The 19,872-nt window shown below is 66.3% G+C and carries 20 protein-coding genes; 4 read left to right on the forward strand and 16 right to left on the reverse strand.

Going from position 1 to position 19,872, the window contains the following annotated elements:
- Positions 1-22 precede the first annotated feature (22 nt).
- A complete protein-coding gene (gene hprK / locus BM436_RS17650) occupies positions 23-958 on the forward strand; it encodes an HPr(Ser) kinase/phosphatase (protein ID WP_093556843.1) in 936 nt (311 codons plus the stop codon).
- A gap of 175 nt (positions 959-1,133) precedes the next feature.
- Entirely contained in the window at positions 1,134-1,997 is an 864-nt protein-coding gene (gene rapZ, locus BM436_RS17655) for an RNase adapter RapZ (protein ID WP_093556844.1), read from the forward strand.
- A gap of 7 nt (positions 1,998-2,004) precedes the next feature.
- Here rapZ and BM436_RS17660 read toward each other — a convergent pair whose 3' ends face one another.
- From BM436_RS17660 to BM436_RS17715, 12 genes are all read right to left on the reverse strand, one after another.
- On the reverse strand, positions 2,005-2,379 hold the full coding sequence (locus BM436_RS17660) for a VOC family protein (RefSeq protein ID WP_177307297.1): 375 nt from the start codon (positions 2,377-2,379) through the stop codon (positions 2,005-2,007).
- Between the two features lie 86 nt (positions 2,380-2,465).
- Positions 2,466-2,927: an Lrp/AsnC family transcriptional regulator gene (locus BM436_RS17665; RefSeq protein WP_093556846.1), complete on the reverse strand. Its 462-nt coding sequence runs from the start codon at positions 2,925-2,927 to the stop codon at positions 2,466-2,468.
- A 3-nt stretch (positions 2,928-2,930) separates the two neighbouring features.
- Complete coding sequence (locus BM436_RS17670; protein ID WP_093556847.1) at positions 2,931-4,016, reverse strand: enoyl-CoA hydratase/isomerase family protein; 1,086 nt, start codon at positions 4,014-4,016, stop codon at positions 2,931-2,933.
- Between the two features lie 101 nt (positions 4,017-4,117).
- Positions 4,118-4,690, reverse strand: a complete 573-nt coding sequence (locus BM436_RS17675) for a PEP-CTERM sorting domain-containing protein (protein ID WP_093556848.1) — start codon at positions 4,688-4,690, stop codon at positions 4,118-4,120.
- A 39-nt stretch (positions 4,691-4,729) separates the two neighbouring features.
- Positions 4,730-6,232 (reverse strand): PhoX family protein, encoded by a 1,503-nt coding sequence (locus tag BM436_RS17680; protein ID WP_093556849.1) that lies wholly within the window; start codon positions 6,230-6,232, stop codon positions 4,730-4,732.
- Between the two features lie 195 nt (positions 6,233-6,427).
- Entirely contained in the window at positions 6,428-6,784 is a 357-nt protein-coding gene (gene hpf / locus BM436_RS17685; protein ID WP_093556850.1) for a ribosome hibernation-promoting factor, HPF/YfiA family, read from the reverse strand.
- Positions 6,785-6,864: 80 nt separating this feature from the next.
- Positions 6,865-8,358, reverse strand: coding sequence for an RNA polymerase factor sigma-54 (locus BM436_RS17690; protein ID WP_093556851.1), 1,494 nt, complete (start codon positions 8,356-8,358; stop codon positions 6,865-6,867).
- A 14-nt stretch (positions 8,359-8,372) separates the two neighbouring features.
- Positions 8,373-9,191 carry an LPS export ABC transporter ATP-binding protein gene (lptB, locus tag BM436_RS17695; protein ID WP_229490442.1) on the reverse strand — a complete coding sequence of 273 codons (819 nt, stop codon included), beginning with the start codon at positions 9,189-9,191 and terminating at the stop codon, positions 8,373-8,375.
- Entirely contained in the window at positions 9,188-9,748 is a 561-nt protein-coding gene (gene lptA, locus BM436_RS17700) for a lipopolysaccharide transport periplasmic protein LptA (RefSeq protein ID WP_093556852.1), read from the reverse strand. The genes lptB and lptA overlap by 4 nt, the downstream gene beginning before the upstream one ends.
- Before the next feature lie 30 nt (positions 9,749-9,778).
- A complete protein-coding gene (lptC, locus tag BM436_RS17705; RefSeq protein ID WP_093556853.1) occupies positions 9,779-10,381 on the reverse strand; it encodes an LPS export ABC transporter periplasmic protein LptC in 603 nt (200 codons plus the stop codon).
- 13 nt (positions 10,382-10,394) lie between these two features.
- Positions 10,395-10,934, reverse strand: a complete 540-nt coding sequence (locus tag BM436_RS17710; RefSeq protein ID WP_093556854.1) for a KdsC family phosphatase — start codon at positions 10,932-10,934, stop codon at positions 10,395-10,397.
- Positions 10,935-10,941: 7 nt separating this feature from the next.
- On the reverse strand, positions 10,942-11,940 hold the full coding sequence (locus BM436_RS17715) for a KpsF/GutQ family sugar-phosphate isomerase (protein WP_093556855.1): 999 nt from the start codon (positions 11,938-11,940) through the stop codon (positions 10,942-10,944).
- Positions 11,941-12,031: 91 nt separating this feature from the next.
- Here BM436_RS17715 and BM436_RS17720 point away from each other — a divergent pair, with 91 nt between their 5' ends.
- Positions 12,032-14,008 (forward strand): monovalent cation:proton antiporter family protein, encoded by a 1,977-nt coding sequence (locus BM436_RS17720; RefSeq protein ID WP_093556856.1) that lies wholly within the window; start codon positions 12,032-12,034, stop codon positions 14,006-14,008.
- A gap of 59 nt (positions 14,009-14,067) precedes the next feature.
- Here the strand turns inward: BM436_RS17720 and BM436_RS17725 are convergent, their stop codons facing one another.
- The 3 genes from BM436_RS17725 to BM436_RS17735 all read right to left on the reverse strand — a co-directional run bounded on the left by BM436_RS17725 (position 14,068) and on the right by BM436_RS17735 (position 17,967).
- A complete protein-coding gene (locus tag BM436_RS17725) occupies positions 14,068-15,210 on the reverse strand; it encodes a GGDEF domain-containing protein (RefSeq protein ID WP_093556857.1) in 1,143 nt (380 codons plus the stop codon).
- Between the two features lie 23 nt (positions 15,211-15,233).
- Positions 15,234-16,085: an MOSC domain-containing protein gene (locus tag BM436_RS17730; RefSeq protein ID WP_093556858.1), complete on the reverse strand. Its 852-nt coding sequence runs from the start codon at positions 16,083-16,085 to the stop codon at positions 15,234-15,236.
- Positions 16,086-16,245: 160 nt separating this feature from the next.
- The gene (locus BM436_RS17735; RefSeq protein ID WP_093556859.1) at positions 16,246-17,967 is read right to left on the reverse strand and encodes an NYN domain-containing protein; all 1,722 of its coding nucleotides are present in this window, start codon (positions 17,965-17,967) and stop codon (positions 16,246-16,248) included.
- 73 nt (positions 17,968-18,040) lie between these two features.
- On the opposite strand from BM436_RS17735, the gene BM436_RS17740 reads away from it, so the two are divergent.
- Positions 18,041-18,604: a nuclear transport factor 2 family protein gene (locus BM436_RS17740; RefSeq protein WP_229490444.1), complete on the forward strand. Its 564-nt coding sequence runs from the start codon at positions 18,041-18,043 to the stop codon at positions 18,602-18,604.
- Positions 18,605-18,753: 149 nt separating this feature from the next.
- Here the strand turns inward: BM436_RS17740 and ychF are convergent, their stop codons facing one another.
- Positions 18,754-19,845 (reverse strand): redox-regulated ATPase YchF, encoded by a 1,092-nt coding sequence (gene ychF / locus BM436_RS17745; RefSeq protein ID WP_093556861.1) that lies wholly within the window; start codon positions 19,843-19,845, stop codon positions 18,754-18,756.
- Positions 19,846-19,872 lie beyond the last annotated feature (27 nt).

Raw genomic sequence — 19,872 nt, forward strand, 5'->3', positions numbered from 1 at the left:
CCCGTCCTAAACAACCACGCCCATGCTGCAAACGCCACTGACGATACAACGCCTGTATGACGATAATCGTGAAAGTTTGCAGCTGGGATGGTTCGCCGGTTTTCCGGGCGGCGAGCGGCTGATCTCGGGCGACGTGGCCTCGGCCGCCGACCAGGTCGGCCACTTGAACACCATCCACCCGGGCCGGATCCAGGTCTTCGGGCACCAGGAAATCAACTACTACCAGCGCCTGAAATCGCTCACGCGCGCCCACGTGATCGGCGAGCTGATCGCGGGCGGACCGCCGGCGCTGATCATCGCGCAGGGCCTGGAGACGCCGCCGGACATCCTGGCGATCTGCGACGAGAAGAACATCCCGCTGTTTTCCACGCCGCTGCCGGCCGCGCAGGTGATCGATTTCCTGCGCGTGTACCTGTCCAAGAAGCTGGCGCAACGCATCATCATGCACGGCGTGTTCATGGACGTGCTGGGTGTGGGCGTGCTGATCACCGGCGACTCGGGCCTGGGCAAGAGCGAGCTGGGCCTGGAGTTGATTTCGCGCTCGCACGGCCTGGTGGCGGACGACGCGGTGGAATTCGCGCGCATCGCGCCGAACATGATCGAGGGCCGCTGCCCCGCCCTGCTGCAAAACCTGCTGGAGGTGCGCGGGTTGGGGCTGCTGGACATCAAGGCCATCTTCGGCGAGACCGCCGTGCGGCGCAAGATGCGCCTGAAGCTGATCGTGCACCTGGTGCGGCGCTCGGCGCTGGAGGAGGAGGTCGAGCGCCTGCCCTTCCACTTCCCCACCGAGGACGTGCTGGGCCTGCCGGTGCGCAAGGTGGTGATCCCGGTGGCGGCCGGCCGCAACATCGCGGTGCTGCTGGAGGCCGCGGTGCGCAACACCATCCTTCAACTGCGCGGCATCGACACGCTGCAGGAATTCATGGAACGGCAGCGCCAAGCCATGAGTGGGGATTGAATCGCTGCCTAAGGAAATGCGCCTTGCAAGGCGCATCCGTTCCGCAGGCGCGGAGCTGCGCTCCACGAATTCCCTGCTACACCGTCAGCGCCAAGCAATGAGTGGCGATTAAGCGGCCCCCGGCCGCGATGGTGCGCCGCAACCATGCCGCAAGGTCTTGGGGTATTATCCACCTATGCGAATAGTGCTCATTACCGGTATATCCGGCTCCGGAAAATCCGTCGCCCTGAACGTCCTCGAGGACACAGGCTACTATTGCGTGGACAACCTGCCGCCCGCGCTGCTATCCCATCTCGTAACGCAGCTGACGGACGAGGGCGCGCAAGCGCTGGCCGTCGCGGTGGACGCGCGCAGCGCCGAGTCGCTGGGGAGCCTGCCGGGCGCGGTGCACCAGCTGCGCGAACAGGGACACGACGTGAAGATCATGTTCCTGACCGCGAACACCCATTCCCTGGTGGCGCGCTTCTCGGAAACGCGCCGCAGCCATCCGCTGTCGCACGAACTGAAACCGGGCCAGAACCCGGCCGCGCGCCGCACGCTGATCGAGTGCATCTCGGAGGAGCGCGAGCGCCTGTCCGCCATCGAGCAACTGGGCCACGTGATCGACACCTCCGAACTCAGCGCCAACAAGCTGCGCGCCTGGGTCAAGGACCTGGTGCAAAGCGAGAACGCGCCGCTGACGCTGTTCTTCGAATCGTTCGCCTTCAAGCTGGGCGTGCCGCTGGATGCGGATTTCGTGTTCGACGTGCGCGCGGTGCCGAACCCGTATTACGACCTGGCGCTGCGCCCGCTGAACGGCCGCGACGCGCCGGTGATCGCCTTCCTCGACGCGCAGCCCAGCGCCGAGGAGATGTTCAAGGACATCCGCGACTTCATCGCCAAGTGGCTGCCGTCGTTCAAGACGGACAACCGCAGCTACCTGACGGTGGCGGTGGGCTGCACCGGCGGCCAGCACCGCTCGGTGTACATGGCCGAACGCCTGGCACGCCATTTCCACCAGAGCGAACGCGTGGTGCTGCGCCACCGCGAACAGTCCTGAAGACCGTTCAGCGGCTCCAGTGCACGACCTCGATGCTGTGCGCGTCGGGGTCCTGGATCATCAAGCCGTAGTAGGCGTCGTTGATGTCGGGCCGCGGGCCCGGCTCGCGCAGCTTGCCGGCGCCCCTGGCCATCGCCGCCTCGTAGAACGCGCACGCGGCCTCGCGCGACGGCGCGGTGAAGGCGATATGCGCGCGGCTGCCCGCCAGCACGGCGTCCTGTGGCGCCGGATAGAGCGCGAAACTCCACCGCCCGTCCGCGCCGTAAATGGATTGCGACACGTCGCCGTGCTGCAGCGTATAGCCCAGGGTGGCCAGGCAGGCGGTGTAGAACCCGGTGGAGCGCGCCAGGTCGCGCGTGCCGATGGATGCGTGATCGATCATGATGATGTCCGATGTGGTTGCGTATGCCCACATCTTACGGACCGCGCGTGAGACGAATTCCCTGATTGCGGGGCGCGAACGGGAAATTATCCCAAGGGGACCCTGGTCTCGAACTTGGCGCAGTTCATCGCGAACAGACTCTTGTAGTTGCGCACGTTGTTATTGGACGTGAACACGCGGCGCGTGAACTCGTGGTACGACTCCATCGAGGCCGCCGTCACCACCAGCATGAAATCGAACTCGCCCGCCACCTCGTAGCAGGCCATCACGTCTTCCTCCGCGCGCATCAGCGATTCGAACATCTTCAGCAGCGCGGTGTTTTGCTGGTCCAGCACCACCGACACGAAAGCCGTCAGCGGCCTGCCCACGCGCACGCGGTCGACCAGGGCCACGTCCTTGATCAGGATGCCGCTGGCGCGCAGCTGCGCGATGCGGCGCTGGCAGGTGGCGACCGAGGCGTGCACCATGCCGGCCAGCGTGCGCAGGGGCACGCCGGCGTCGTCCTGCAGGATGTTCAGGATCTGCGTGTCGAGGCGGTCCAGCTCCATCGCTTACGACAGGTGGCGCAGCGGATGGGCGTAATCCGGCCACACGGGACGGAAGAAGCGCGCCACCATGTCGTCCGTGACCTGGTCCAGCGAGGCCGGCGACCATCGCGGCGCGTTGTCCTTGTCCACCACCAGCGCGCGCACGCCCTCCAGCACCTCGCCGTGTTCGAAGTTGTGGCGCACCACGGTGCGTTCCATGCGCAGGCAGTCCGCCACGTCCAGCGAGGCGCCGCGCTTCAGCAACTCCAGCGTCACGCACATCATCAGCGGCGAACGTCCCCGCATCGCCTGCAAAACCTTTTGCGCGAAGGCGCCGGCGTCGCCGGCCAGGGAGGCCACCATGGCCGGCACGCTGTCCGCGCCGAAGTGGCGGTCGATGACGTCGCGCTGCGCCTCCAGCTCGCTGGCGCCCGCCGCCGCGCGGAACGGCGCGGCGAAGGCGGCGACGGCCTCGCGCAGTCGCGCGCCCGGCGTGGCGTCCAGCAGCGCCGCCAGCGCGGGCAGCTCGGCCGACGGCACGTAGTGGTCGGCCAGGCCCACGTGGAGCGCGTCGGCCGCGCCGATGGTCAAGCCGGTCACGCCGAGGTAGCGCCCCAACTGGCCGGGCGCGCGCGACAGGAAATGGCTGCCGCCCACGTCCGGGAACAGGCCGATGTTCACTTCCGGCATCGCCATCCTGGTGCGCTCGGTGACGATGCGCACGCCGCAGCCGGGGCCGCCCTGCGCGACGCCCATGCCGCCGCCCATCACCACGCCATCCATCAGCGCCACGTAGGGTTTCGGGTAGTGGTGGATCAGGTGGTTGAGCGCGTATTCCTCGGTGAAGAAGTCCTCCAGCAGCGCGCTGCCGCCGGTGGGCGCGGCGCGGCCGGCGTCGTGGAAGAAGCGGATGTCGCCGCCGGCGCACAGCGCCTTGGCGCTGCTGCTGCGCAGCACCACGGCCGCCACGCGGCCGTCGTCGCGCCAGGCCAGCAGCGCGGCGGTGAGCGCGCGCACCATCTCCAGCGACAGGGAATTAAGCGCCTTGGGACGGTCCAGCGTGATGAAGCCGGTGCCGTTGCCGATGCTGGTGACGACGTGTTCGCTCATTGGTGGGGTGTCCCTCGTGTTGTATGCGTGTTGGATGCGATCTTGGACGCATATCATACCGTGGGGACCATGAAAAAAGGAGCGCCGCGCGCCCCCCCGCCTTATCCGCGGCGGCGCTTGTACGCCATCACGGCCAGGCCCGACAGCATCAGCGCGATGGTCGCCGGTTCCGGCACCGAGGTCGTGATCGAGAACGCGTCGCCCGCGCGCAGGCCCTGGGTCGACAGCAGCCAGTCGGCCGCGCCGCCGGCCGCCAGTGGATTGCCGAAGTGGAATTCGGCCCACTCGGGCGCGCTGAAATCGACGCTGGCCCGGTTGGCGCTGAACGCGGTGCCGCCGAGGACGCCGAAGGTCGGCGTCACGCTGCCGGCGCCGGCGAAGGCGATGCCGTCCAGCGTGAAGTTGAAGCGATCGAAACCGTGGCCGCTGAGGTTGCGCACGATGGCGTTCAGGCTCAGGTAGGGCAGCAGCAGGTCGTCGTCCTCGACGACGAAGTCGAGCCGGGTCTGGGAAAAGCTGGCCAGGTCCAGGTCGAACGACACCAGCGAGGCGCCGCTGTAGTCGGCGACGACGTTGGAGGCGGGGCCGGTGGAGCTGGTGAGCACGGCCGCGTTGGCGGCGCCGGAAATGGCCAGCGCGCCCAGCAGGGAGATCAATGGTTTGACGATGTTCATGGTGGTTTGCCTTGTCGGGGATCGGAGTCTGGCGGAGCGTTACAGCGGGCCTTGCGCCCAGGGCCCGGAAATGGCGAAGGTCACGCCCGGGGTCTGGATGTTGACGAACAGGTAGCGGCCGGTCGGATCGAAGCAGGCGCCGGCGAACTCGTTGCCGCGGTGGTCGCCTTGCAGGCTGGCCAGCTTGCCCGCGCCGTTCAGCTGGGCCGACGTCAGCACGATGTTGTTCTTGGCGAAGATGTAGGCGTCGCCCTGCCCCGTCACGCCCATCAGGCGCTGGCCGAAGCCGAAGGAGTCGGTGGCGGCGGTGGAGGCGTCCTCGCAGATCAGGATGGCGTTGCGCGGGCTGACCGTCAGGTTGTCGCCCATGTTGCCGATCACCATGTTGGGGCTGGAGTAGATGCAGCGCAGCACCTGCGTCGCCAGGTCCAGTTCCCAGATCGTGCCGCGCGAAATGGCGCCGCCGGCGGTGTCCATCACGAACATCTTGCCCTGGGCGTACCAGATGCCCTCGCCGCGGTTCATGCGCAGGCCGCCCTGGGTCCAGCCCTGGACGAAGGGACCGGCGGCGCCGCTGATGGCGATGCCGGTGGGGCCGGTGGCGTTGCCGCGGTTCTGGTCGGGATTGGCGATATTGACCCACTCCAGCTCGTAGGTCGCGTTCACCAGGGCCGTGGCCAGGTTGGCGTTGGCCACGCCCTTGACCTTGGCCATCTGCAGCACGCCGCCCTGGGCCAGCGAGCCGGGAGCGCCGGTGGCGATGTGCGGCACGTAGCGGTAGAAGCCGGACTTGCCCGAGCTGTCCTCGGTCTCGTAGACGATGCCGGTGGCGGGGTCGACGGCCGCCGCCTCGTGCGCGAAACGTCCCATGCCGATGATGGGCAGGCCGGTGGTCTGGGCCGGGTCGGCGGTCACTTCGAACACATAGCCGTGCTTCTTGCCGGCCGCGGTGACCGCGTCCGAGCCCACCTCCTCGCACGTCAGCCAGGTGCCCCACGGCGTGATGCCGCCGGCGCAGTTGGTCTGGGTGCCGCCCAGGCTCGGCGTCACGCTGACCCAGTTGCCATCGCGGAACAACAGGTTGGTGGTGCCGCCGCCGGATTTGTTGCTCGACGACCCGCTGACGTTGCCGCCGTCGTAGACGCCGGGCGCGTTGATGAAGTTGGCCGACGAGACGGCGCCGACTTCGTGGTTGCGCACCAGCACCAGTTCGGTGCCGCGGCCCACCTTGCGCGACACGATCACGCCCATGCCGTCGTGGCCCGCGGGACAAGGCAAGCCGTTGGTCATGGGGTCGCCGCGCCAGCCGAAGCTCTTGTAGCTGAAACCCGGCGGCAGTTGCAGCAGCGGCAGGCCGGTGGTCATGTCCTTGACCGGCGCGATCGGCCCGTACGGGCTGGCGATCAGCGTGGTGGCGCCGTTGGCGGCCGCCGCCTCGCGCGATTGCAGCGCCGTGAAGGCGCCGACGAACGGCAGGACGGACGCGCCCGCCAGGCCCTTGAGCAAATTGCGCCGGGACGCGGAAGTATCGTTGTTGTTCATGCTGACCCTTATTCAAAAAACGGATGAAGTGCCGGCACGCCGGCGCCAATGTTGCTGCTTGAATAAGTGCATTAAAACAAACAAAAACTACAGGGGGATGACAACCATATGACAAGTCACTTGCGGGGGAGCCGAATCGCGCGGGCGCAAAAAAGGGCGCCAGATGCGCCCTTTTCAGTCGTGCCCGGGACCGTCCTAAGCGGTGGGGGCAGGCTCGTAGTTGTCAGGAATGTGCTTGATGGCGTCGTGGCCATGCTCCTGGACTTTCGATTTGTATTTCATGACTTGGCGATCCAGCTTGTCGATCAGCGTATCGATGGCAGCGTACAGGTCTTGCGACAGGCTTTCCACGTACACGGTCTTGCCGGACATGCGTAGGTTGATCTCCGCTTTCTGCCTTTTTTCTTTCTCGGTGAGGTTATCTACGGTCAGGATGACAGCAATATCAATAACTTGATCGAAGTGGCGCTTTACCCGCTCCAGTTTGTTCTGTACGTATTCACGAATGGCCGGGGTCACTTCGAGATGATGTCCACTGATGGTGAGATTCATACACACTCCTAAAGATGAGGGTTCGTACGCCGTCCGGAGAGGAACTCGCTGGCTGGGGGCGCATGGGAACCCAAGTAAAACTACAAAGCTTTACGCAGACTTACGGGAGGGATTTTCAGCGCTTCGCGATATTTGGCAACAGTCCGTCGCGCAATTACCATGCCTTGTTCCCCCAGCATGTCCGCAATCTTACTGTCGGATAAAGGATTTTTAGGGTCTTCAGCTCCTGTCAATTGCACTATCAGCGCCCGTATCGCCGTCGAGGACGCTTCTCCTCCTGCTTCGGTGGCGACGTGGCTGCCAAAGAAATATTTCAACTCAAACATCCCATGCGGAGTCAGCATGTATTTCTGAGTTGTTACGCGAGAAATAGTGCTCTCGTGTAGACCCAGTGTATCAGCAATTTCACGCAACACAAGGGGTCGCATCGCAACCGCGCCGTGGGAGAAAAAGTTCTTTTGTCTTTCTACTATCGCTTGGGCGACGCGCAAGATCGTGTCGAATCGCTGGCGCATATTCTTGATCAACCACTTTGCTTCTTGCAGTTGCGCCCCCATCGCGGTCTCGCCCTTGCCGCTCTTGAGCAGGTTGGCGTACAGCGCGTTCACGCGCAGGCGCGGCATGACGTCGTTGTTCAGGCTGACCTGCCAGCCGTTGCGCGCCTTCTTGACGATGACGTCGGGCACCACGTAGTCGGACACGTCGGAGGCGAACTCGGCGCCCGGATGCGGGTTGCACTGGCGGATCACCGTCTGCGCCTCGCGCAGGTCCTCGTCGTCGCAGTCGAGCGCCTTTTTCAGCTTGTTGAACTCGCGCTGCGCGAACCAAGCCAGGTGCTTTTCGACGATGCAGATCGCCATGCGGCGGGTCACCAGCGGGACGCCCGGCATGCGCCTGATCTGCAGCGACAGGCACTCCGAGGCGCTGCGCGCGCCCACGCCGATGGGGTCGAAGCTTTGCAGCAGCGTCAGCGCCGTCCGCAGCTCCTCCAGCTCCACGTCGGCCTCCTCCGGCAGGCGGGCGTGGATCTCCTCCAGCGGCTCCTCCAGGTAGCCGTTCTCGTCCAGCGCGTCGATGATCAGCTCCATCAGCACGCGGTCGCGCGGCTCTTGCACCGTCACGCGCATCTGCTCCATCAGGTGGTCGCGCAGCGTGCACTGGCTGGCCTCGATCTGGGGCCGGGAATCCTCGTCGTCCGGCGCCTTGCCGCGGCCGGCGTCGCTCCAGTCGGAATCGGCGTCGTTGCCGCTGGCGCTCTCGCCGTCGGCGCTGCCGCCTTCGTAGGGCGGCTCGTCGGCCGGCGCGGCGGGGCCGTCCTGCTGCAGCGGCGCGGTGGTGTCCGGCGCGGCCTCGGCGCCGCTGGACGCCTGCTGGCTGATGGCCCCGTCGCCCAGCAGCCGCAGCGAGCGGTCCAGCGGGTCGTCCAGGCGCTCCAGCAAGGGGTTTTCACCGAGGATCTGCTCCAGTTCCTGGTGCAGTTCCAGCGTGGACAGTTGCAGCAGGCGGATGGACTGCTGCAGCTGCGGCGTGAGCGCGAGGTGCTGCGAAGTGCGGAGTTGCAGTGACTGTTTCATGGTTTGTTCATCGGCTACATGCGGAAGTGTTCGCCCAGGTAGACGCGCCGCACCGACTCGTCGGCGATGATGTCGTCCGGCCGGCCCGAGGCCAGCACCGATCCCTGGTTGATGATGTAGGCGCGGTCGCAGATGCCCAGCGTCTCGCGCACATTGTGGTCGGTGATCAGCACGCCGATGCCGCGCTCCTTCAGGAAGCGCACGATGCGCTGGATCTCGATCACGGCGATCGGGTCGACCCCGGCGAAGGGCTCGTCGAGCAGCACGAAGCGCGGATTGGTGGCCAGCGCGCGCGCGATCTCCACGCGGCGCCGCTCGCCGCCGGACAGCGATAGCGCCTGGTTCTCGCGCAGCTTCTCGATCTGCAGGTCGGCCAGCAAGCGGTTCAGGCGCTCGTCGATGTCGGCCTTCTTCAGGGCCTTGCCGTCGACCTTCTGGATCTCCAGCACGGCACGGATGTTCGCCTCCACCGTCAGCTTGCGGAACACCGAGGCCTCTTGCGGCAGGTAGGACAGGCCGAGCGTGGCGCGCTTGTGGATGGGCATGCTGGAGACGTCGGTGCCGGCGATGTCGATGCGGCCGGCGTCCGACGGCACCAGGCCGACGATCATGTAGAAGGAGGTGGTCTTGCCGGCGCCGTTGGGCCCCAGCAGCCCGACCACCTCGCCGCATTCGACCTGCAGCGAGACGTCGTGCACCACCTGGCGCTTGCCGTAGGATTTCTGCAGGCCGCTGACCACCAGCGTGCTGGCGCAGCCGGGCGCCGCGTTGGAGGTGGCCGGGCCGGTGGGCGCCGCGTTGACGGCCGCCGCGTTCAGGGTCGCCGCCGTCATTTGCCGGCCGCCTCGGGTGGCGGCTGCTTGCTGGACGGCTGGATCACCATGGTGCCGCGTCCGCCGCCGGGCTTGCTGTCGCCGTTGGCGGTGTTCTTCACGCTGAAGAATTCCCGGCGGCTGTCGTACTGGATGAACTCGCCATCGACCTCGTCGCTGGGCTTCTTGCCCTCCAGGCGGCGCACCTTGGCCTTGGAAAACAGCTTCACCAGTTCGACCTTGCCGTCGTATTCGATGCGCTCGGCCTCGCCCTCGATCCACTGCTCGCCCTCGCCGTCGCGCTTCTGGCGGAAGGTGGCCGGCTTGCCGGGCACGCTGGTCAGCGTGACGTACTGGTAGCCTTCCGGATCCTGCGTGACGACCGCCTTGGCGGACTTCATCAGCAGCGTGCCGCGGGTGAGCACGACGTTGCCGGTCAGGGTGCGGATCTGCTTCACGTCGTCCAGTTCGGCCTGGTCGAAGCTGATCTCGGTGGGCTTGTAGGAGTCGGCCTTCTCGGCCCGGGCCAGCCCCGCCGCGGACAGCAGCAGGACGGCCGATATCAGGAGTTTTTTCATCATCTATCCATTCGGTATATACGATCGATCTTATTGGCGCGGCTGCTGCGGCGGCGGGTACACGATGGTCCCGCGGCCGCCCAGCGACAGCTGGCGCGTGGCGTTGTTGGCCCGCAGGCCGACGCCGTCGGCGGTGGCGTTGCCCGACACCAGGCGCACCGGGCGGTCCGTCGTCATGCGGTCCTCGTCCGGGTACAGGGTCAGCGCGTCGGTGCGCATGTCCATGGCCGCGCTCTTGGCCGCGGCCGCGCGGTGGATGCGCACATTGCCCAGCAATTGCACGCGGGTGTTGTTCTCGTCGATCCGGGCGCGGTCGGACTTGATGTCCATGGGCGGATGTTCGCCGCCCAGATTGCGCACCACCGGCTTGTCGATGTCGGATGAGTCATCGATGGGGCGGTGCGTCAGCTTGTCGCCGGACACAATATAGCTTGGTTTGCCCTCGCCGGTCATGCGCACCACGCTGAACTGCTCGATGATGTAGTCCGGCTCGTTCAAGCGCTTGTCGGCTTGCAGCTCGTCGCCGCTGCGGTTGAGCAGCTGGAGCAGCCAGAACGAGCCGAAGGCGACCAGCGTCAGGGCCGTCAGGGTCAGGGTCAGGCGCAGGCGGTGCGCGCTACGTTCTTTACGCATGGCTACCCGTCCACTAAACCAGGAACTGCGCCATGACTTTGTCGTACTGGCCGGTGGCGCGCAGCACGAATTCGCACACCTCCCGCACGGCGCCGCGGCCGCCGTGGCATTCGGTCACGTGGTGCACGCGGCCGAGCACGTCGGCCCGGCCGTTCGGCACGCCGACCGCGAAGCCGACCCGGCTCAGGATGGGCAGGTCGACCACGTCGTCGCCGATGAAGCAGACCTGCTCCTCGGTCAGGCCGGTCTGGGCCAGCAGAGCCTTGAACGGGGTCAGCTTGTCGTGCCCGCCCTGGTGCACGAACTCGATGGCCAGGTCCCTGGCCCGCGCCACCACCTGCGGCGCGCGGCGCGCGCTGATGATGGAGGTCAGGATGCCCGCCTCCTGCACCAGCTTGATGCCCAGGCCGTCCTGCACGTTGAAGGTTTTCATCAGCTCGCCCTCGGCGCCGTAGTGCAGGCTGCCGTCGGTCAGCACGCCGTCGACGTCGAAGATCATCAGCTTGATCTTGGCGGCGCGCGCCACGTTTTCCAGGTTGCAGGACTTGTTCATTGGTTCCTCAGATTACTTTCGCGCGGGTCAGGTCGTGGATGTGCAGGGCGCCGGCCAGCTTGCCGTCGGCGTCCACCACCAGCATCTGGTTGATGCGGAACTGTTCCATGATGGCGACCGCGTCCACCGCCAGCTTGTCCGGGGTGATGCTGTGCGGGTTGGCGTGCATCACGTCGCGGATGACGACCTTGCCGAAGTCCTGCACCTTTTCGATCATGCGGCGCAGGTCGCCGTCGGTGAACACGCCGATCGGGCGGTTGTCGGCGTCGACGATGGCGGTCATGCCCATGCCCTTCTGCGTGATTTCCAGCAGCGCGTCCGGCAGGCGCGTGTCCGGTCCGACGGCGGGCACGGCGTCGCCGCTGCGCATCACGTCGCGCACGTGGGTCAAGAGGCGGCGGCCTAGCGCGCCGCCGGGGTGCGAGCGGGCGAAGTCCTCCTCCTTGAAGCCGCGCAGGTCCAGCAGCGCCACGGCCAGCGCGTCGCCCAGCGCCAGGGTCACGGTGGTGCTGGCGGTCGGCGCCAGGTTCAGCGGGCAGGCTTCCTTGTCCACCGCCACGTCCAGGTGCACGTCGGCCAGTTGGGCCAGGCTGGAGCCGGGCTTGCCGGTGATCGAGATCAGCGTGCCGCCCATGCGCTTGACGACCGGCAGGATGGCCATCAGCTCGGCGCTCTCGCCGGAATAGGAAATGGCGATGAAGGCGTCGTCCGCCGTCACCATGCCGAGGTCGCCGTGGGCCGCCTCGGCCGGGTGCACGAACAGCGCCGGCGTGCCGGTGGAGGCCAGCGTGGCGGCGATCTTGCGGGCGATGTGGCCAGATTTGCCGATGCCGGACACGACGACACGGCCTTTGCAATTCAGCAACAGGGCGACCGCCTTGCCGACGCTGTCGTCGGTGGCCAGGCGCGCGTGCAGGGCGGAGATGGCGTCCGCCTCGATTTGCAGGGTTTCGCGGGCCAGTTGCAGCGCGCGCGCCGCGGTATCGGTGTCAAAAGCTTTCAGCATGGGTTTTTCATCGGTTACACTCATGCCGGAAGTATAGCCGAATTGCGAAAGCAAAAAACTTGCCAGTCCAAACAAACAACGGAATCCATGCATGTTTTCACCGCTTGAACTGACCCTCTTGCTGCTAGGCAGCGCCGTGCTGGGCGTGGTCGCGTTCAGGATGATGCATCTTCCCCCCATGCTGGGCTACCTGGCGGTGGGCATCGTCATCGGCCCCCACGCGCTGGGGCTGGCGGAGCAAAGCGAGGCCAGCCACATCCTGGCGGAGTTCGGCGTGGTGTTCCTGATGTTCTCGATCGGGCTGGAGTTCTCGCTGCCCAAGCTGATGGCCATGCGCAACATCGTGTTCGGGCTGGGCATGGCGCAGGTGGGCATGACCATCGCCGCCACCATGGGCCTGGGCTGGCTGCTGACCACGCAGATGCCGGGCCTGAAGATCAGCTGGCAGGCCTCGTTCGCGCTGGGCGGCGCGCTGGCCATGTCGTCCACCGCCATCGTGGTCAAGATGCTGACCGAGCGGCTGGAGCTGGAAAGCGAGCACGGCCGCAAGATCCTGGGCATCCTGCTGTTCCAGGATCTGGCCGTGGTGCCGCTGCTGATCCTGATCCCCTCGCTGTCCAAGAACCCCGACGACCTGGTCGAAACGCTGGCCTGGGCGGCCGGCAAGGCCACGCTGGTGCTGGTGCTGCTGCTGTTCGTGGGCCAGAAACTGGTGCGCGGCTGGTTCGCCATCGTGGTCAAGCGCCGCTCGCAGGAACTGTTCATGCTGAACCTGCTGCTGATCACCCTGGGCGCGGCCTGGATCACCGAGAAGGCCGGCCTGTCGATGGCGCTGGGCGCCTTCGTGGCCGGCATGCTGATCTCGGAAACCGAATACAAGCACCAGGTGGAGGAGGACATCAAGCCCTTCCGCGACGTGCTGCTGGGGCTGTTCTTCATCAACGTCGGCATGCTGCTGAACCTGGGGCTGGTGGTGCAGCACTGGTGGCTGGTGCTGGTGCTGCTGGCGGGACCGGTGCTGCTGAAGTTCGCGCTGATCGCCGGCCTGGCCAAGCTGTTCGGCTCGTCCGACGGCGTGTCCATGCGCACCGGCCTGGCGCTGGCGCAGGCCGGCGAGTTCGGCTTCGTGCTGTTGAACCTGGCCGGCGGCATGGCCTTGATGGACCCGTTCATCATCCAGGTGGTGCTGGCGTCGATGGTGCTGTCCATGCTGCTGGCGCCGTTCATCATCGAAAAGTCCGACCAGCTGGTGATGAAGATCTCCAGCAACGAATGGATGATGCAGTCGCTGGCGCTGACCAAGATCGCCACGCGCACCATGTCGACCCAGAAGCACGTGATCGTGGCCGGCTTCGGCCGCAGCGGACAAAGCCTGGCCACCCTGCTGAGCGAGGAAAACATCGCCTACCACGCGCTGGACCTGGACCCGGAACGGGTGCAGGAGGCGCAGAGCGCGGGCGCCAACGTGTCCTACGGCGACGCCGGGCGGCGCGAGAGCCTGGTGGCGGCCGGCATCTACCGCGCCAGCGCGGTGGTGATCACCTACGCCAGCACGCCGTCGGCGCTGCGGGTGCTGCACCTGGTGCACGAACTGGCGCCGGCGCTGCCGGTGATCGTGCGCAGCCACGACGACACCGACCTGGACCGATTGAAGGAAGCCGGCGCCGCCGAGGTGGTGCCGGAACTGATGGAGGGCAGCCTGATGCTGGCCTCGCACGCGCTGGTGATGCTGGGCGTGCCGCTGCGGCGCGTGGTGCACCGGGTGCAGGCGGCGCGCGAGGCGCGCTACGCCTCGCTGCGCGGCTGGTTCCACGGCTCCAGCGACGCCGACGAGGACGGCGAGCTGGTGCGGCTGCATTCGGTCACGCTGGGCGACAGCGCCTCCTGCCTGGGCAAGCAGTTGAGCGACGTGGACGTGGAAGGCGCCGGCGCCGAGGTGACGGCGATCCGGCGCGGCAAGGGCCGGCTGGACGTGGCGCCGGGCACGGTGCTGGAAACGGGCGACGTGGTGGTGCTGCGCGGCACCGCCGACGCCGTCGCGCGCGCCGAGCACCAGCTGCTGGCCTGAGCGCAAGCGAGCTGAGCCCCATTTGGGGCCTGGCCCCAAATGGGGCTCAGCTCGCTCTATCAGGCCGCGGGGCGGAAGCTGACGATGCGGTTGCGGCCGCTGTCCTTGGCCTGGTACAGGGCCGAGTCGGCCTGCGCGATCAGTTCGGCGGCGGCGGCATCCACCGTGGCGCCGTTGTCGCGCCGGTCCAGGCAGGCCACGCCCACCGAGGCCGTCACCGACACCCGCACGCTGGGCGAGACCTCGATCATGCTGGCGGCGATGCTGGCGCGGATGCGCTCGGCCACGAAGGACGCGCTGTCCAGGTTGGCGTTGATCAGCAGCACCACGAACTCCTCGCCGCCGAAGCGGGCCAGCGCGTCCGACAGCCGCAGCTCGGCCTTGATGCGGGCCGCCACCTCGCGCAGCACCTCGTCGCCGCCGTGGTGGCCGACCGTGTCGTTGACGCGCTTGAAATGGTCGATGTCGAGGTACATCACGGAAATGTCGTAGTCCTGGCGCCGCGCGCGCGAAATCTCCTCCAGCAGACGCCGGTCCAGGTAGCGCCGGTTGTACACGCCCGTCAGCGAATCGGTCAGGCCGATGTACTTCAGCATCTCGTTGCTGATGACGTTTTCCAGGCAGATGGCGATGATGGACGCCATGTGCTCGACGAAATCCGTGCCAAGGCTGGGCGTGAAACGGGCCGGGTCCACGCTGCCCAGGTTGAGGCTGCCGATGATGCGCTTGTTGCGCAGCAGCGGCACCAGCGCCACGCTCTGCAGGCGCGCGGGCGCGTCGGGGAAGGCGTGGCAGTGCCTGGCCGGGTCGAACATGCACAGCTGCGGCTTGGGCGGCGGCGTGTAGGCGTTGCGGCGGCCCAGGTCGAATCCCAGCGCTTCCACGTTGTCGACGAAGGTCAGGTCAGGGAAGGCCGCGAAGTCCACGCCCAGCTTGGCCATCACGGTCATGATGTCGGCGCCCTCGTCCATCAGGGTCAGCGTCACCGCGTCCAGGTCGGACACGATGGGCAGGTTGCGGAAGATGGCGCCCACCAGCTCGGGGAAGGTGGACGAGCCGACGATTTCCAGGTCGAAGGCCTGGTGGCGCATCATGATGGAATGATTGCGCTCGGCCTGCTCCAGTAGGTAGGCCATGCGCGAACGCAGGGCCTGGTTCTCGGCCACCAGTTCGGCGAGTTCGGGCGTCGTGATTTGCGTCATGTCGATCCTGTAATGAAAGGAACTCAGAACGCCAGTGTAATCTCAATTTCCTGGCCCACGCTCAACTGCTGGCCCTCGCCCTCGATCAGGATGCTGTTCATGCCGAAACACAGGGCGCCGTCCAGCTCGGGCTTGGCGCGGTAGCCTTGCATGATGTCCAGCGGATCCGGCCCGAATTCGCCGGTGGCCTGGTCGATCGACGGCATCGGGCAGCGCGGGCAGGGCTTGACCGGCTTCAGCAGCGCGTCCCCCAGCCGGAAGGACTCGGCGTAATCCTCCTCGAAGGCCTCCACGCCGCTGACGACGAGGTTGGGACGGAAGCGGTTCATCGGCAGCGCGTCGCGGCCGGCGGCCACCAGCCTGGCGTTCAGATCGGCCAGCGAGGCGCTGCCCGCCACCAGCACCGGGTAGCCGTCCGAAAACAGGGTGGTGGCGGCCACGCCGCCGGTCCACTTGGCCGAGACGGCGCGGTGGGCGTTGGCGTGGAAGCGCACCAGGCGGCAGGGCACGCCCAGGTAGTTGCTGAACCAGGCGGCCGTGGTGGCGTCGCAGTCGTAGGCCAGCACGGTGTCGTCCCACACGCGCACGCTCAGTTTGGGCGCCAGTTCCGGGTCCGGCAGCCCCAGTTCCAGATCGAGGCGCAGCATGCCGGGGGCGCGCAGCTCCAGCGTGTCCGCCTTCAGGCGCGGCACGATCAGGGCCATGCGCGGATGCTCGCGCTGCGTCATGGCGACGCCGGCCTCGTCCACCACCATCCATTCGCGGTCGTAAATCTGTTCCGACATCAGGCCGGCGCGCGTCAGCGTCGCCGCGCGCAGCGCGATGCCGGCGCAGGATTTGATCGGGTAGAGGTTGATTTCGGAGAGGATAGCCATGCGCCGCTTTCCAGCAGCGGGGGAACACTGCCAAAATGTTATTCGAGTTGGCAGTATGGCAGTAAAGTGCCCGGCAGTAAATCCGCGGCCGGGCGGGCGCGGCACGCGTGCAACCGGGCGCCGGACGCGCCCGCCACGGCGCGCCGGCGGCGGGGACGGCTTAGCCGCCCTGCTTGGCGTCCGGCTTGCGCGGACGGCGCGGTCCGCGCGCGGCGGGCTTGCGGGCCGGCTTGGCGGCCTGGCCCTCGCCGCCATCGGCCTGGCCGGCGTCGGCGACGGCGGGCGCGGGCGCCGGCGCCGCAGCGGCGGCTTGCACGGCCTCCACCAGCGCCGGGGCCGGCGCGGCGGGTGCGCGGCGCTGGCGGCCGCTGTTCCGCGGCACCGGCGCCTCGGCGGCGGCGGCGGCTTCGGCGGTGGCACCGACGCGCGAGGCGCCGGCCTTGCCGCGGCCCTTGGCCGGGGCGCGCGCGCGGCCCTTGGCCGGCTTGGCGGGCGCTTCCACCACCTCGTCCGCCGACGCGGTTTCCGCCTCGGCTGGCTGTTGCTCGGAAACATCACTTACCGCCTCCAGCACCGGCTGGGCTTCCGGCGCAGGCTCGTGGCCGGCCGGGGCGGCCTCGGCGGCGGCCTGCTGGGCCGCCTTCAGCTTGGCGGCCTTGGCTTGGCGGGCCGGGATCTTCGGCGGCTTGCGCTTGGCCTGCTCCGCGGCGGCCGTGGCCCATGGGGACTGTTCCGGCTCGCCGCCCAGCAGTTCTTCCGACTCCGCCGGCTCGGCACCGGTCTCGGACTCGGCGGGCTGCTCGTCCTGCTGGTCTTGCGCGTAGGCCGCGTCTTCCGCCGCGTGCACCGCCTCGGCTTCCGAATAGGCGTTCTCGTCGTGCGCCAGGCGCAGCTCGGCCGCCACTTCCTCGGCCACCGCCTCGGCGGGCTGGTGACGCTCGCCACCGCGGTTGCGGCCGCGGCCGCGGCCGCGACGGCCCTCGTGGCGGCCCTCCTGCGCCTCAGGCGCGCCGCCGGACTCCACAACCGAGCCCAGCTGCTCGCCGCCCAGCGCGGACGCGCCGCTGCTGCGGTATACATAGGCACCGGATTTCTCGTCGCGGCCGAATTCGAGCAGGCCGCGCGCCTTGGCCTCCTCCAGCAGGTTGCCGAAGGTGCGGAAACCGTAATAGGACTCGCTGAAGTCCGGCTTGCGGCGCTTGATCGCCTCTTTCAGCACGGAGGCCCAGATCTTGCCGGAATCGCCACGCTCGGAAACCAGCGCGTCGAAGGTCTCGACCGCCATGTCCACCGCCTGGCTGCGGCGCTTGTCCATTTCCTCGCGGCGGCCTTTTTCCTCCTCGGGCGTGCGCTTGACGGCCGGCTGGCCCTCGCGCGTGTCGCGCTTGGCGGCCGCGCGGCGCACTTCGCGCACCAGGTCGTCGTAGAAGATGAACTCGTCGCAGTTGGCCACCAGCAGGTCCGACGTCGATTGCTTGACGCCGACGCCGATCACCTTCTTCGCGTTTTCGCGCAGTTTCGACACCAGCGGCGAAAAGTCGGAATCGCCCGAAATGATGACGAAGGTGTTGACGTGGGCCTTGGTGTAGCACAGGTCGAGCGCGTCCACGACCATGCGGATGTCGGCGGAATTCTTGCCGGACTGGCGCACGTGGGGAATCTCGATCAGCTCGAAATTGGCTTCATGCATGGGCGCCTTGAATCCCTTGTAGCGGTCCCAGTCGCAATAGGCCTTTTTCACCACGATGCTGCCCTTGAGCAATAAGCGCTCCAGCACCGGCTTGATATCGAATTTTTCGTAGTTGGCGTCGCGCACGCCGAGGGCGACATTTTCAAAGTCGCAGAACAGCGCCATGCTGACGTTATCGTTGGATGAAGCCATGTGTTGGTTCTTTTCAGTGATGTAGAGAAGGCTGGAGCGCGGCACGCCGGCAGCGGAACCAGACGATTATACAGTGCGTCGATGCCGGTGGATTGCACTGATGTATGATCGTTCCGCCACTCACCCGGGAGTCCCGATGAAAAAACTGTTCGCCAGCCTTTTCCTGCTGCTGTGCGCGGGCGCCGCCTGCGCGCAAAACGCGCTATCCGACGACGCCTTCCGCCAGCGCGTCCATGGCTTTGTCGATCAATGGCACGCCGACGCGGCCAGGGCCGATTCCGTGTATTTCGACAAAATGGCGCCGGCCGGCGTATATATCGGCACCGACAAATCCGAGATATGGACGAGAGAGGAATTCCGCGCCTGGGCCAAGCCGTTTTTCGACCGTAAGAAAGCCTGGGCTTTCACCGCCATTAAGCGCAATGTTTATTTCTCGCCAGATAAAAAGTACGCGTGGTTCGACGAGCAATTGAATACGCAAATGGGCATATGCCAGGCCAGCGGCGTCATCCACCATTCGGCCGATGGTTTTCAAATCGAACATTACCAGCTGTCGCTGGCGGTGCCGAATCCATTGATGGACAAATTCACCAAGGCCATCGCCGAATTCGAGGCCCAGCCCGTGCCGGCCAAGTAATACACGCTAACTTTTAGCGCGATCGCGCCAGAAATTGGCATGGAATGGGCATAGACCGCGCGGAAGGGGCCCGAACTCCTTTACTCCGGACGTAAAAAAAGCCGCGTCGCGCGCGGCTTTCGATATTCGGCGGCTGGGCCGCCGGATAATCAGACGTTGAACAGGAAGTTCAGCACGTCGCCATCCTTGACGACATATTCCTTGCCCTCGGCGCGCATCTTGCCCACTTCCTTGGCGCCGGCCTCGCCCTTATAGGCGACGTAGTCGTCATAGGCGATGGTTTGGGCGCGAATAAAGCCGCGCTCGAAGTCGGTGTGAATAACACCGGCCGCCTGTGGAGCGGTGTCGCCGATGTGAATAGTCCAGGCGCGCACTTCTTTCACGCCGGCGGTGAAATAGGTTTGCAAACCCAGCAGTTTATAAGCGGCGCGGATCAAACGGTCCAGGCCCGGCTCTTCCATGCCCATATCGGCCAGGAAGGCGGTTTTATCGGCGTCGTCCAGATCGGCGATTTCCGCTTCGATCGCGGCGCAAATGGCGACGATGGGGGCGTTTTGCGATTTCGCGTATTCGGTCAATTGATCCAACAGCGGATTATTGGTGAAACCGGTGTCCGACACATTGGCCACATACATGGCCGGTTTGGCGGTGATCAGGCACAGCGGTTTAATCAGCAGCATTTGATCCGCGTCCAGGCCCATGGCGCGCACCGGCTTGGCTTCATTCAATTGCGGAATAATCTTTTCCAGTAGCGCAACCAGTTTGGCGGCGTCCTTGTCGCCCGAACGGGCTTTTTTGTTTTCGCGGTGCAGCGCTTTTTCAGCGGTGCCCAAATCGGCCAGCGCCAATTCGGTTTGAATCACTTCGATATCGTCCAGCGGGCTGACTTTGCCGGAAACGTGAATCACGTTTTCATCCTCGAAGCAGCGCACCACGTTGACGATGGCGTCGGTTTCGCGGATGTGGGACAGGAACTGGTTGCCCAGGCCCTCGCCCTGCGACGCGCCCGCCACCAGGCCGGCGATGTCCACGAACTCCACGATGGCGTTGACCATGCGCTCGGGTTTGACGATGTCCGCCAGCGCGGCCATGCGCGGATCCGGCACCTCGACCACGCCGACGTTCGGCTCGATGGTGCAGAACGGATAGTTTTCAGCCGGGATGCCGGCCTTGGTCAGTGCATTGAAAAGGGTGGACTTGCCGACGTTGGGCAGGCCAACGATGCCGCATTGGAGACTCATGGAAAACCTTTAATGATGGTATTGTTT

This window comes from Pseudoduganella namucuonensis (genome assembly GCF_900116645.1).
GTDB lineage: Bacteria > Pseudomonadota > Gammaproteobacteria > Burkholderiales > Burkholderiaceae_D > Rugamonas > Rugamonas namucuonensis.

Coding starts and splice junctions, on each gene's coding strand:
- lptB (WP_229490442.1), bottom strand. CDS start 9,191: ATGACGGCGGCGACCCTGAACGCGGCGGCCGTCAACGCGGCGCCCACC.
- BM436_RS17665 (WP_093556846.1), bottom strand. CDS start 2,927: ATGGAGCTGGACCGCCTCGACACGCAGATCCTGAACATCCTGCAGGAC.
- BM436_RS17680 (WP_093556849.1), bottom strand. CDS start 6,232: ATGAACAACAACGATACTTCCGCGTCCCGGCGCAATTTGCTCAAGGGC.
- BM436_RS17735 (WP_093556859.1), bottom strand. CDS start 17,967: ATGGCTTCATCCAACGATAACGTCAGCATGGCGCTGTTCTGCGACTTT.
- BM436_RS17730 (WP_093556858.1), bottom strand. CDS start 16,085: ATGGCTATCCTCTCCGAAATCAACCTCTACCCGATCAAATCCTGCGCC.
- BM436_RS17715 (WP_093556855.1), bottom strand. CDS start 11,940: ATGCTGAAAGCTTTTGACACCGATACCGCGGCGCGCGCGCTGCAACTG.
- lptA (WP_093556852.1), bottom strand. CDS start 9,748: ATGAAAAAACTCCTGATATCGGCCGTCCTGCTGCTGTCCGCGGCGGGG.
- BM436_RS17675 (WP_093556848.1), bottom strand. CDS start 4,690: ATGAACATCGTCAAACCATTGATCTCCCTGCTGGGCGCGCTGGCCATT.
- hprK (WP_093556843.1), top strand. CDS start 23: ATGCTGCAAACGCCACTGACGATACAACGCCTGTATGACGATAATCGT.
- lptC (WP_093556853.1), bottom strand. CDS start 10,381: ATGCGTAAAGAACGTAGCGCGCACCGCCTGCGCCTGACCCTGACCCTG.
- BM436_RS17690 (WP_093556851.1), bottom strand. CDS start 8,358: ATGAAACAGTCACTGCAACTCCGCACTTCGCAGCACCTCGCGCTCACG.
- BM436_RS17710 (WP_093556854.1), bottom strand. CDS start 10,934: ATGAACAAGTCCTGCAACCTGGAAAACGTGGCGCGCGCCGCCAAGATC.
- BM436_RS17720 (WP_093556856.1), top strand. CDS start 12,032: ATGTTTTCACCGCTTGAACTGACCCTCTTGCTGCTAGGCAGCGCCGTG.
- BM436_RS17660 (WP_177307297.1), bottom strand. CDS start 2,379: ATGATCGATCACGCATCCATCGGCACGCGCGACCTGGCGCGCTCCACC.
- hpf (WP_093556850.1), bottom strand. CDS start 6,784: ATGAATCTCACCATCAGTGGACATCATCTCGAAGTGACCCCGGCCATT.
- ychF (WP_093556861.1), bottom strand. CDS start 19,845: ATGAGTCTCCAATGCGGCATCGTTGGCCTGCCCAACGTCGGCAAGTCC.
- rapZ (WP_093556844.1), top strand. CDS start 1,134: ATGCGAATAGTGCTCATTACCGGTATATCCGGCTCCGGAAAATCCGTC.
- BM436_RS17725 (WP_093556857.1), bottom strand. CDS start 15,210: ATGACGCAAATCACGACGCCCGAACTCGCCGAACTGGTGGCCGAGAAC.
- BM436_RS17670 (WP_093556847.1), bottom strand. CDS start 4,016: ATGAGCGAACACGTCGTCACCAGCATCGGCAACGGCACCGGCTTCATC.